We start from the raw sequence: 11635 nt of genomic DNA, 5'->3' as shown, positions 1-11635 counted from the left end.
GGGAGGTCATACTCCTCAGCCCCTTCAGGTAGCGCTCCATAGTGGATGACTATGGCAGTCCTGCACCTATTAGATGCAGAACCAGCAGCCCGGTATGATGGCCTGGCCACTTCGGCGCTGACTCCTTTCCTTGTGCATCATCGGCATCACCCTCCGCACAAGTAGTCATAGGCAGCGCGCCTCTACTTAAAGGTATTCGCAGGACATTTTATCCAGCCATCAGCTTATAGCAAGTTTTTTGATTAAATAACCATAACAAACACGTCACCAAGCATCAAAAAGGTAGTCAAATGATGCGCTATTGAATTTTTTGGCGCTATTTTAAACTAGTCAGGCGCCATTGATATCCCGTTGAACAATGTCCCGACTACCAATTATTGCTGCCAGCATTATCCGGATAAGGCTCCTGTTATATTTCCACTGCCTTGACATATTTAATTTGAGACGCAAGAATCAGAGTCGACATATATATTTCCTTGTGACGCTACATGGTAAATCCTATGCATGATTTCTTGAAAGTACTGCTTAATATCCGCAGCCTGCGCGCGACTTGCCGCGAGCTATCCCTGGCACAACTGGAAGAGGGCTTGGAAAAACTTTCGATTATCGTAGCCGAACGCCAGCAGGATGAGGCCGCTGAACGTCAGGCTCGCGAAGAGCATCAACGGAAAATTGAAGAATACAGTGAAATGCTCAAAGCGGCCGGTATTGATCCTGCCGACCTGGTCAAAGTTGTCGCAGCCAGCCCGGCCAAATCCGAAAAAACCAAGCGGGCACCCCGTCCTGCCAAATATCGTTATCAGGATAACGGCGTAGAGAAAACCTGGACTGGCCAGGGACGCATGCCATCGGTGATTGCCAATGCCATTGCGGCAGGCCAATCGCTGGAAGATTTCGCTATTTGATGACATGCCATCCAATAAAAAACCTCGCCAAGGCGAGGTTTTTTATTATTTTTCCCATCAGACATTCGAGGGCTGGCGATCGGCAGCTTTGAGCCACACTACCTCCCCCTTGCCTTCCCGGCTCAAGAGGTAACGGGCGATGGTAAAGAACCAGTCGCTCATCCGGTTCAGATAAGGCAGGATCTCGGGGTTGATGGCCTCTTCCTTGCTCAGGGTCAGCAGCAGCCGTTCACAATGGCGTACCAGGGTTCGCACCACATGGGCCTGGGCTGCAGCGCGCGATCCCCCGGGCAGTATAAATTGACGCAGCGGGGTCAGCTGCTCGCTGTAAGCGTCAATCTGTTGTTCCAGACGGGTAGTCCAGGCGGCATTGACTTGCCAGATGACAGCATTCTGGGCGGCACTGGAAAATGCCAGCTCGCCGCCCAAATCGAATAACTCCTGCTGCAGCAACTGCAAATCGGCCAATAAGGCTGTCTCTTGCGCGGGTACCTCGCAAATCAATACCCCGATATGGGAATTGAGTTCATCGATATAACCATAGGTTTCGACGCGCAAATGATCTTTGGCCAGACGAACACCATCTGCCAGGCGAGTCATGCCCTTGTCACCCTGCCTCGTATATATTCTCATACCGACATCCTGTTAATAATGGGAATAATCATGGACTCCAGCCCGTTTAGCTTGATCTCGTAGGCCAGGGCCAGTGTCTGACCCAATTTACCGGCCGGAAAACCATTGCGGGCCAGCCACACCAGATAAGGTTCCGGAATATCAATGATCCGCCGCCCCTGATATTTGCCATAGGGCATTTTATTGGCCAGCGTCAACAGCACCCGCTCGTCGGACAGCCACTCCATATTAATCGATATCCAGATATTTATGAGTCTGGATAGAGAGTCGCCAATTACGGGCAATACAGGTCGTCATCGCCAACTGGGTGGCTCTGGGTTTCTGGCTGATAGGCTGCAGCGCAATCACCACATCGGTCCGCAGGCGAGCGGTGGCAAGCAACTCATCCAGCTCTTCGATATGGTGTTCGGTAGCCACCGGGTGCTTTATCTCGTTGGCACGCTCCAGCGCTGATACCAGCACGGGCAGCCCCCCTTTCATGCCGATCTTCGGAGACACTGTCACCCAAGTATCGTCATGGGTCTTGATCTCGCTGGTGCCACTGGTTTCGATTTGCACCTGATAACCCGCCGTCAGCAAGGCGGTGGAGAGCTCATGCAGATCATAGAGGCAGGGCTCGCCCCCGGTGATCACCACATGGCGAGCCTGATAGCCAAGTTGCTGAAAACTCGCCAGGATCTCTGCCGTGCTCATCTTGCTCCAGCCATCCGACTCGTTGGAGCAATCCAGCACCGCCTGCATACCCACCTCACGTTCGGGATCGACAATCCAGGTATGACGGGTATCGCACCAGGGGCAGCCCACGGGGCAGCCTTGCAGGCGTACGAAGATGGCGGGCAGGCCGGTGAAGATGCCCTCCCCCTGGATGGTCTGGAAAATCTCGTTGATTGGGTAGTGCATCTTGATCACTGCTGGTTGCAAAAGTCGCGGATTATACCTCAAGCACAGGCAAGAGGCAGGTTTACAATCCGGTTTTCTCGCGCAGGCGTGCCGTTACGCCGACCTTGTCGGCGAGATAGTGGTTCAGCCCGCGGCTGCGCAATTCGCAAGCCGGGCAAGTACCGCACCCATCGCCGGGGATGCCGTTGTAGCAGGTGAGCGTCTGCTGGCGCACCGTCTCCAGATGGCCGTAGTGATCCGCCAGCGCCCAGGTCTCGGCCTTGTCGAGCCACATCAAGGGGGTTTCAAAGCGGATGCCGCGATCCAGCCCCAGGGACACCGCCTGATTGAGCGCCTTGACGAACTCGTCACGGCAATCCGGATAGCCGGAGAAATCGGTCTCGCACACCCCGGTGATCACCGCCTCGGCTCCCACCTGGTAGGCATAGATGGAAGCCAGAGTCAGAAACAGGATGTTGCGACCCGGCACGAAGGTGTTGGGCAGGCCGTTATCCTGCAGCTCGCCGCTCACCGGAATGTCGTCACGGGTCAGGGCTGAGACGGCCAGTTCGTTGAGTAGCGTCACATCCATCACCTTGTGGGCCGCGACGCCCAGCTGGCTGGCCAGACGACGGGCCGTGTCGATCTCTTCCCGATGGCGCTGACCATAGTCAAACGTGATGGCGTGCACCTCGTCATATCGGGCCAGTGCCTGCACCAGGCAGGTGGTGCTGTCCTGCCCACCGCTGAAAACCACAACTGCTTTTTTCATCTTGATGACTCCTCGGAATATTTAACGACGGCGCCCTTCGGCAAAAGCCAGCCACTGGCTGTTGAGCTGATGGAACAGGGTGAGCAGTGGGGCATAGCGCTCGGGCGTGCCTTCCCATTGGGCGAGGAGGTGATAGCCCGCCTCCAGGGTCGACAACGCGTCGGGAAAGGGTTTCTTGCGAATGGCGTACTGGCCTGCCACCGCCTCCAGGCCGATGCGGGGCAGCCGGGCCAGCATGGGGTTACTCTGCAACATGCGATACGCCTTGCGCCAGGTGCCATCGAGCAGGATAAAGGCAATCGGCACATGCGCTCCCGATGCGGATTCGCACTGCTGGCGCACTTGAGCCAGTGACAACGCCTCCTCATCCGGCCACAACAGATAGCAGCGGCGTGCGGGATCGGCCAGCAACTCATTGAGCCAATCCACTTGCGAATAATCTTCGCCAACATGCAGCTCGGCGCCTTTGAGAGAGGCCGCCAGCAGGGAAGCCGTGCCCTTGGGATGCGCCACTTCATTGGGGTGTTGCAGGATATAGAGCGGCGTCTGGTTTTCAACCGGCACGATATAATCGCACAGGCACGCTTTAAGGGCCCGGGTGCAGCGTGTACAGTATCGACTCTTCTTGTTGTTGGGCTGTGTCATGTTGTCAGAAAAATCCGGATGGCTCTGGGTTATCACACTCTCTCTCGCCAGCTTGCTGCTCTTTTTTACCGTCCCCAATCTCCAGCTGTCGTTCGACAGGGATCTGATCGCCCAGGGCGAAGGGTGGCGGATCATAACAGGCAATCTGGTTCATACCAATCAATGGCACCTGTTGCTCAACCTGGGTGGACTCACAATCCTGTATAGCCTGTTTCGCGACTACCTGGGGTACGCCAGACTCCCTGTGCTGATGCTGTTGCTCTGGTGCGCCGTCGGATTGGGGATCTGGTGGTTGTGCCCGCAGACCCACTGGTACATGGGGCTATCCGGCTCACTGCATGGTCTGTTTATGTGGGGCGCCATGCAGGATCTGCGGCACGGGCGCCGGATCTCGGGCTGGCTGATGCTGGCAGGAATGGGGATCAAACTGGCGGTGGACTTCTACAATGCCGGCGAGAGCCCGATCGCCACGCTGATCGGTGCCAGAGTCCATATAGAATCCCATCTGATAGGAGCAGGTGCAGGCCTTTTGCTCGGCCTGCACCCGGTATCCATTACGCACTCAACTCGGCATTGATGCTGGCCAGCATGGCTGCCGGATCGGCGGCCTGGGTGATGGGACGGCCGATGACCAGATAATCGGAGCCCGCCTCGACGGCCGCTCGCGGCGTCATCACCCGGCGCTGATCCCCGGCATCGGCGCCGCTTGGGCGGATCCCCGGTGTCACCAGCTTAAAATCTGCCCCCAGCAAAGCTTTCAGCTCATGCGCTTCATTGGCGGAGCACACCACACCATCGAGCCCTGCCGCCTTGGTCAGCTTGGCCAGGCGGATCACCTGTTCGGCTGGTGTCACATCCAGCCCCATGGGGGCCATGTCGGACTGCTCCATGCTGGTCAGCACGGTCACGCCGATCAACAGCGGTGCCTTGTCACCATAAGGTGCCAGCGCCTCGACGGCGGCACGCATCATGCGTTCGCCCCCACTGGCATGCACGTTGACCATCCAGACGCCCAGCTCGGCACTGGCGGCCACGGCCTTGGCAACGGTGTTGGGAATATCGTGAAATTTCAGATCCAGAAAGACATCGAACCCCTTGGCCACCAGTTGGCGCACAAACTGCGGGCCAAACAGGGTGAACATCTCCTTGCCCACCTTGAGACGGCACTGGGCCGGAGAGATACGGTCAACGAACGCCAAGGCATCTGCCTCGTGTTGATAATCCAGCGCTACCAGTACTTTGGGATCTAGCATCTCACTTCCTATTAGTTGTTATTCACCCTCCTGGATCGCGTTCATCGTCCTGATCCAGGTTCCGTTTGCTGACATAGATGTGGCGCTCAATTCGCGCCACATCAGATGTTCAATTGCTTCTTTTATTCACCATCCAGGCCACGTATTGGCTTGATGGAGCCCCACTGGCGGCAGGATGGACACTGCCAGAACAGCGAGTGCGTGGCAAACCCGCATTGGCGACACTTGTGGGTCGATTTGATTTTTATCTGCTCGCCCACCAGCTGCTGCAGCAGCTCGAGGCTCTCCTTGGCGGGCCCCTCCTCCGCACTGGCCAGCTGAAATCCCACCAGCTGATAGAACCCCTTCATGGAGGGATGGCGACGCAGCTGACGCAACACCAGTTCGCGGGCCTGGCTCAGGCCATCGCGCTCCTCCACCAGCTTGGCAAGCGCCAGGGTCACGCTGACACCGGCATGCTCCTCTACCGCCTTCTCGAGGATGGGGATCAGCGCCTGGCTGCGCCCCAGTTGCTGGTAGCACTGCAGCAACTTGGGGATGGCTTCGGAGGCAAAATCCATATCCTGTTCAAATACCCGCAGCAGCTCCTTGCTTGCCCGCTCATATTCCCCTTCGGCCATGGCCAGTTCAGCCAGCCGCAGACTGGCACGGGCACAGGCGGGGTTGATGCCAAGGGCCCGTTTGAATTTGGCCAGCGCCTCCCCTTGATTGCCTTCGCGCAGGGCGTTTTCAGCCTGCTCGCAATAAAAATGGGAGATGGGCTCGGCCAGCTTCTTGCCCTGGAACTGTTGCAGACGCACTGCCACATCGATGGCCTTGTCCCACTCTCGCAACTGCTGGTGGATAATGAGCAACTGGGCGAGCGCCGTCTCTTCGAAATCGCTGTCTTCACACAGCTCTTTCCAGATGGCTTCCGCGCGATCCAGCAAGCCGGCGGCAAGAAAATCGCGGGCCAGCTCCTGCAATGCCAGCTGGCGCTGTTCGCGGGTCAACTGGCGGGCAACCAGATTCTGGTGGATCTTGATGGCACGATCGACCTCGCCACGCTGGCGAAACAGGTTGCCGAGGGAGAGGTGAGTTTCGATGGTTTCGCTGTCCACCTCCAGCAGCTGGATAAAGAGATCCACCGCCTTGTCGGATTCATCGGACAGCAAATAATTGAGACCCGCCACGTACTGGCGGGAAAACTGGTTACTCTGTTTTTGGGTGTCCTGGCGAACACTCCTGCGGCCCATGTACCAGCCATAACCGGCAGCGATGGGCAACAGCAGGAAAAGCAGTTCAAGCATTGAGGAGCATTATTCCTTACCCGCTGTACGGGCCAGCTCCAATTCGCGGGATTGACGACGCATGGTGCGATTGAGGGTGCGGTTTTGCATCTTCAAACGCAGGAACAGCAGGCCGAATACCAGCCAACCAAGGAGGAAGCCACCAGCGAAGAAGAACCCGAGCAGCATGGCGAGCGAGAACTCTCCTTGCGCAATCAGGTAGTTGAACTGAACCAGCTGACCGTTTTGTGAACCCAGCGCCAGGGTCAGAATAAAGACCAGCACCAGCGGGATAAGGGCCAAAATACGCTTCATAAGAGCTCCCTGTCAGTATCGAGTGAGAGGCTGATTATCCTTAAAATCACAGGCAGACTCTAGAGTGAATGGGAAAAGAGTTTAAGAAACAAGATGATTGGCACAGGTTCAAAGGCCAAAAACAAAAAAGGCATACCCGAGTATGCCCATTTTTGCATTATTCAATGGTGTTGACGCGCTCGCGCAACTCTTTGCCAGGTTTGAAGTGCGGGACATATTTCCCGGTCAGTTCAACCTTGTCCCCGGTCTTGGGGTTACGGCCCACGCGGGGGGCACGATAGTGCAGTGAAAAACTGCCAAATCCGCGAATTTCAATCCGGTCGCCGTTTTGCAAGGTCGACGCCATTTGTTCAAGGATCTCCTTGATGGCTGCTTCGACATCCTTGGCCGGCATATGCATGCGGCTGGCTGCCAGTTGTTCGATGAGATCTGATTTGGTCATAACGTTAAATCTCCTTCCCCGATCACATGCAATATTCATTTTGCCAGGATAAAAAAGGGCGGCGCAATGCCGCCCTTTTCTTGCATCAAGGATTACTCACCCTTGGCGGCTTTGAACGCTTCAGCCATAGCGTTGCTGAACACAACTTCTTCTTGCTGGTTCAGGTTGTCGATAGCGACACGCTCGTCAGCCTCGTCCTTAGCGCGGACAGACAGGCTTACGGTGCGGTTCTTACGATCAACGCCCATGAATTTGGCTTCAACTTCATCACCAACAGACAACACCAGAGTGGCGTCTTCTACGCGGTCACGGGCAGCGTCGGAGGCACGCAGGTAGCCTTCTACGCCGTCAGCCAGTTCGATAACGGCACCTTTGGCATCAACCTCGGTAACCTTACCCTTCACGATAGCACCTTTCTTGTTGTCAGCCAGGTACTTGTTGAACGGGTCTTCTTCGATCTGCTTGACGCCCAGGGAGATGCGCTCACGCTCCGGATCCACTTGCAGAACAACGGCTTCGATCTCGTCGCCCTTCTTGAATTCACGCACGGCTTCTTCGCCCTGGTTGTTCCAGGAGATGTCAGACAGGTGAACCAGACCGTCGATGCCGCCATCCAGACCGATGAAGATACCGAAGTCAGTGATGGACTTGATCTTGCCGGAAACACGGTCGCCTTTGGCGTGAGTTTCGGCAAACAGCTGCCACGGGTTGGATTTGCACTGCTTCAGACCCAGGGAGATACGACGACGCTCTTCGTCGATGTCCAGAACCATCACGTCAACCACGTCGCCAACGTTAACAACTTTGGACGGGTGGATGTTCTTGTTGGTCCAATCCATCTCGGATACGTGTACCAGGCCTTCAACACCTTCTTCGATTTCAACGAAGCAGCCGTAGTCGGTCAGGTTGGTCACGCGGCCAGACAGACGGGTGGTCTCCGGGTAACGCTTGGCGATAGCAACCCACGGATCTTCGCCCAGCTGCTTCAGACCCAGGGATACACGGGTACGCTCGCGGTCGAACTTCAGAACCTTGACGGAGATCTCGTCGCCAACGTTGACGATTTCGGAAGGATGCTTAACGCGCTTCCACGCCATGTCGGTGATGTGCAGCAGGCCGTCAACACCGCCCAGATCTACGAATGCACCGTAGTCGGTCAGGTTCTTGACGATACCCTTAACTTCTTGACCTTCTTGCAGGTTAGCCAGCAGGCTTTCGCGCTCGGAGGTGTTCTCGGTCTCGATCACGGCACGACGGGAAACAACAACGTTGTTGCGCTTCTGGTCCAGCTTGATGACTTTGAACTCGAGTTCTTTGTTTTCCAGGTGAGCGGTGTCACGGATCGGACGCACGTCAACCAGAGAACCCGGCAGGAAGGCACGGATGCCGTTCAGTTCAACGGTGAAACCACCCTTGACCTTGCCGTTGATGATACCGATAACGGTAGCTTGCTCTTCGTAAGCTTTCTCAAGCTGCAGCCAGGCTTCGTGGCGCTTGGCTTTTTCGCGGGACAGCTTGGTTTCGCCGAAACCATCTTCGATAGAGTCCAGAGCCACGTCAACGGAGTCACCTACGTTGATTTCCAGCTCGCCCATGGCGTTTTTGAATTCTTCAGCCGGGATAGCGGACTCGGATTTCAGACCGGCGTCAACCAGTACGAAACCGTTCTCGATAGCAACGACAGTACCCTTGACGATGGAACCTTGACGGGTTTCAACGGCGTTCAGGGACTCTTCAAAGAGTTGAGCAAAAGATTCGATCATTGTTTATGTCACAAATGAAACATCCACTTGTCATCCAGCACAAGCGGGGTTGTTTTAAATAATCTGCGCCATCCTTGGTGCAGACGACCGGATGTCAGCTTGCGCTGGCATCTCCGAGTTGTTGCTCCGCATAGGCGAGCACTGTTGCCAGCACTTCATCTATGGTCATGGCGGTTGAATCCACCACGAGAGCATCTTCTGCCGGTTTCAGGGGGGCGGTGGCGCGATTTCTATCGCGATCATCACGCTCCCGAATCTCGGTTAAAAGACGCTCAAAGTTAACATCAAAGCCTTTATCTTGCAACTGCTTATAGCGACGTTGGGCCCGTTCTTCGGCGCTGGCGTCGAGGAAAATCTTCACCTCGGCCTCCGGGAAAACCACGGTTCCCATGTCACGGCCATCGGCGATGAGGCCAGGGGACTGACGAAATGCACGCTGACGACGCAACAAGGCTTCCCGAACCCGCGGGAAGGCTGCGATTTTACTGGCAGCGTTGCCAACCTCTTCGGTGCGGATGGTACGGGAGACATCCTCCCCTTCCAGGATCACCTTGACCAGCTCCCCTTCAACCTGAAATTGTACGTCCAGGTGGGCGGCCAGGGGCACCAGCGCAGCTTCACTGTCCAGCTCCACATCATGATGCAAGGCGGCCAGGGACAACACCCGGTAGATGGCGCCCGAATCCAGCAAGTGCCAACCCAGCTTCTCGGCGAGCAACTGGCACAAGGTGCCCTTGCCGGCACCACTGGGGCCATCAATTGTCATTACGGGGGCCATCTGAGGCATAACTTCTCTCCTGCACTGTGTTGCGCCCATCCCGAAGGAATGGGTTAATGGGCGCCGATTATACCCAAATGTGCTGCCACTGGCAGTCACCAATACATACAATGGCTCAAAAGCCCGCTCTGCTCCGCCATTTGCCGTCGGTACATTTCATTAATCAATGCAGGGACTTGTTCTTATGGTCGTTCCCGACAAGGCGCGCTAAACTGGCCCCCTTTTTTTGAGCAGTTGTAGTAAGGAGCAACCTATGAGCAGCGTTACCCTCGTGGCCAGATCCAAATTGCCAACCCCCTGGGGCACTTTCACGCTGGTAGGTTTTCAGGAAACCGGCACGGGTAAGGATCACGCCGCCCTGGTCATGGGCGACATCACCGGCACGGAACCCGTTTTGGGCCGGATCCACTCGGAATGTCTGACCGGCGATGCCTTGTTCAGTCTGCGTTGTGATTGCGGCTTCCAGTTGCAGGCCGCCCTCGAGAATATCGCCAAGGCGGGCCGCGGCGTTTTGTTGTATGTGCGTCAGGAAGGGCGTGGCATCGGTCTGCTCAACAAGATCCGGGCCTATCATCTGCAGGATCAGGGAGCCGATACTGTCGAGGCCAACGTGGCCCTGGGCTTTGCCGCCGACATGCGTGATTACACCATCTGTGCCGACATGCTCAAGCTGCTCGAGGTTCAATCTCTCAAGTTGATGACCAACAACCCGCGCAAGATGAAAGCGATGGAGAGTTTTGGCATTCCGGTGGCCGAGCGGGTTCCCCTGCAGGAGGGGCGCAATCCCCACAACGAGTTTTACCTCTCGACCAAGGCCAACAAGCTGGATCACATGCTGAAAAAGTGAGTCTGCTACTTTTCAGCTGATGAAAACGCCTCCCATGAGGCGTTTTTTTATGTCTCCATCACGGCAGTCAGGCGCCATGCCCTTTCTTGCATCCAGCCAGCAGACACCAGGCCAATTTCTCCATGAGCGCATCCCCCACCAGGCCTTGGCAAATCTCGCATCGAGCCCCGGATTAGGCCTGGGTGTCCTGCGCCCCTGAACGTTCACTCAGCAAAAAGTCCCGCAGGGCACGGTTGGCCATGGAGAGCGGATCCCCCCGCCGCCAGGCTACGCAAAGATCGAGGAAGATGGGGGGCTGAAACGACACGCCTCCCAGATCGGCGTCCTCTTCCAGCACCATTCGCAGGAAGGTGGTCACCGCAAAGCCTTGGCGCACTACCGCCTTGAGCAGGGGGATCAGGTTGCTCTCAAAAGCGATATTGGGCTCGACACCCAAGGTCTGGGCCAGGGCCTCCATATGCTCCCTGTGGTAAAAACCGCGGCGAAACAGGGCCAGCTCCTGCTGGAAGAACTGCTCGAGCGTCACCCCGGGCGCGCCATGGAGCGGGTGTTCCTCCCCTACCACCATCAGCATCTCCTCGGTAAGCAGGTGGGCTCCCTCGATAGCGGGGGGCAAATCGCTGGTGATGAGGATGGCCAGATCCAGGGTGCCGTCCACCATGCGACTGAGCAGCTCGCGGGTTCCCGCTTCCTCCACCCGGATCTTGAGCCCGGGATAGCGGTGCTTGAAGGCCATCAACCTCGGCGGAAAGTAGTAGGAGCCCATCATGTAGGGAATGCCAATCCGCACCTCCCCCCGCTCCAACCCTTTTAGCTCGGCCATCTCCGCCTCGGCTTGGTGCATCTGCAACAGCAGTCGCTCGGCATGACGGCAGAGTACCTCCCCCTCCGGAGTGAGGCGCACCGCCCGATCCTGCCTGTCGAACAGACGCAGCTCCAGTTGCTGCTCCAACTTGGCGATGGCCATGCTGATGGCAGGCTGCGCAACATGCAGCCCGCTGGCCGCCTTGGTGAATGAACCGGCATCCCTGACCGCCAGCAGATAAGTGAGCTGTTTCAAGTCCATATCAATTCATCTTATGAGATAGATAATTTAAATATATTATATTTATGTGTCGTGGCGCTCTACCCTGAT

General features: G+C 56.5%; 15 protein-coding genes and 1 riboswitch. Of the genes, 3 read left to right on the top strand and 12 right to left on the bottom strand.

Going from position 1 to position 11635, the window contains the following annotated elements; genetic code table 11:
- Positions 1-21: 21 nt before the first annotated feature.
- Positions 22-193: riboswitch (Lysine riboswitch) on the bottom strand.
- Between the two features lie 307 nt (positions 194-500).
- The gene (locus I6L37_RS13935; RefSeq protein ID WP_042029258.1) at positions 501-905 is read left to right on the top strand and encodes an H-NS family nucleoid-associated regulatory protein; all 405 of its coding nucleotides are present in this window, start codon (positions 501-503) and stop codon (positions 903-905) included.
- Positions 906-962: 57 nt separating this feature from the next.
- On the opposite strand, the gene I6L37_RS13930 is transcribed toward I6L37_RS13935, so the two are convergent.
- The 5 genes from I6L37_RS13930 to I6L37_RS13910 all read right to left on the bottom strand — a co-directional run bounded on the left by I6L37_RS13930 (position 963) and on the right by I6L37_RS13910 (position 3834).
- Complete coding sequence (locus I6L37_RS13930; RefSeq protein ID WP_201978719.1) at positions 963-1538, bottom strand: cob(I)yrinic acid a,c-diamide adenosyltransferase; 576 nt, start codon at positions 1536-1538, stop codon at positions 963-965.
- Positions 1535-1765, bottom strand: coding sequence for a DUF3820 family protein (locus tag I6L37_RS13925; RefSeq protein WP_026458128.1), 231 nt, complete (start codon positions 1763-1765; stop codon positions 1535-1537). Before I6L37_RS13925 ends, I6L37_RS13930 begins: the two co-directional genes overlap by 4 nt.
- Position 1766: 1 nt before the next feature.
- On the bottom strand, positions 1767-2438 hold the full coding sequence (gene queE / locus I6L37_RS13920; protein ID WP_216992154.1) for a 7-carboxy-7-deazaguanine synthase QueE: 672 nt from the start codon (positions 2436-2438) through the stop codon (positions 1767-1769).
- Positions 2439-2499: 61 nt separating this feature from the next.
- Positions 2500-3189 (bottom strand): 7-cyano-7-deazaguanine synthase QueC, encoded by a 690-nt coding sequence (gene queC, locus I6L37_RS13915; protein WP_216992153.1) that lies wholly within the window; start codon positions 3187-3189, stop codon positions 2500-2502.
- Positions 3190-3210: 21 nt separating this feature from the next.
- On the bottom strand, positions 3211-3834 hold the full coding sequence (locus I6L37_RS13910) for a tRNA-uridine aminocarboxypropyltransferase (protein ID WP_216992152.1): 624 nt from the start codon (positions 3832-3834) through the stop codon (positions 3211-3213).
- On the opposite strand from I6L37_RS13910, the gene rrtA reads away from it, so the two are divergent.
- Positions 3833-4411, top strand: a complete 579-nt coding sequence (rrtA, locus tag I6L37_RS13905) for a rhombosortase (protein ID WP_061475390.1) — start codon at positions 3833-3835, stop codon at positions 4409-4411. The two genes, I6L37_RS13910 and rrtA, sit on opposite strands and share 2 nt — an antisense overlap.
- Here rrtA and pyrF read toward each other — a convergent pair.
- The 6 genes from pyrF to cmk form a co-directional block, all read right to left on the bottom strand.
- Positions 4389-5087, bottom strand: a complete 699-nt coding sequence (gene pyrF, locus I6L37_RS13900) for an orotidine-5'-phosphate decarboxylase (protein ID WP_042029264.1) — start codon at positions 5085-5087, stop codon at positions 4389-4391. The two genes, rrtA and pyrF, sit on opposite strands and share 23 nt — an antisense overlap.
- Positions 5088-5209: 122 nt before the next feature.
- Entirely contained in the window at positions 5210-6376 is a 1167-nt protein-coding gene (gene lapB / locus I6L37_RS13895; protein WP_201978708.1) for a lipopolysaccharide assembly protein LapB, read from the bottom strand.
- A gap of 9 nt (positions 6377-6385) precedes the next feature.
- Positions 6386-6670, bottom strand: a complete 285-nt coding sequence (locus I6L37_RS13890; protein ID WP_026457385.1) for a LapA family protein — start codon at positions 6668-6670, stop codon at positions 6386-6388.
- Between the two features lie 157 nt (positions 6671-6827).
- Entirely contained in the window at positions 6828-7112 is a 285-nt protein-coding gene (gene ihfB / locus I6L37_RS13885) for an integration host factor subunit beta (RefSeq protein WP_026457386.1), read from the bottom strand.
- Positions 7113-7204: 92 nt separating this feature from the next.
- Complete coding sequence (rpsA, locus tag I6L37_RS13880; RefSeq protein WP_026457387.1) at positions 7205-8875, bottom strand: 30S ribosomal protein S1; 1671 nt, start codon at positions 8873-8875, stop codon at positions 7205-7207.
- Between the two features lie 94 nt (positions 8876-8969).
- A complete protein-coding gene (gene cmk, locus I6L37_RS13875) occupies positions 8970-9662 on the bottom strand; it encodes a (d)CMP kinase (protein ID WP_061475394.1) in 693 nt (230 codons plus the stop codon).
- 244 nt (positions 9663-9906) lie between these two features.
- Between cmk and ribA the strand changes: the two genes are divergently transcribed.
- Entirely contained in the window at positions 9907-10500 is a 594-nt protein-coding gene (gene ribA, locus I6L37_RS13870; protein WP_042029267.1) for a GTP cyclohydrolase II, read from the top strand.
- A 172-nt stretch (positions 10501-10672) separates the two neighbouring features.
- On the opposite strand, the gene I6L37_RS13865 is transcribed toward ribA, so the two are convergent.
- On the bottom strand, positions 10673-11566 hold the full coding sequence (locus tag I6L37_RS13865; RefSeq protein ID WP_061475396.1) for a LysR family transcriptional regulator: 894 nt from the start codon (positions 11564-11566) through the stop codon (positions 10673-10675).
- Positions 11567-11635: the final 69 nt, after the last annotated feature.

The organism is Aeromonas sp. FDAARGOS 1407, from assembly GCF_019048725.1.
Lineage (GTDB): Bacteria > Pseudomonadota > Gammaproteobacteria > Enterobacterales > Aeromonadaceae > Aeromonas > Aeromonas enteropelogenes.
Note: the sequence above shows the minus strand (reverse complement) of the source record. Positions and strands in the feature narration are given on the sequence as shown.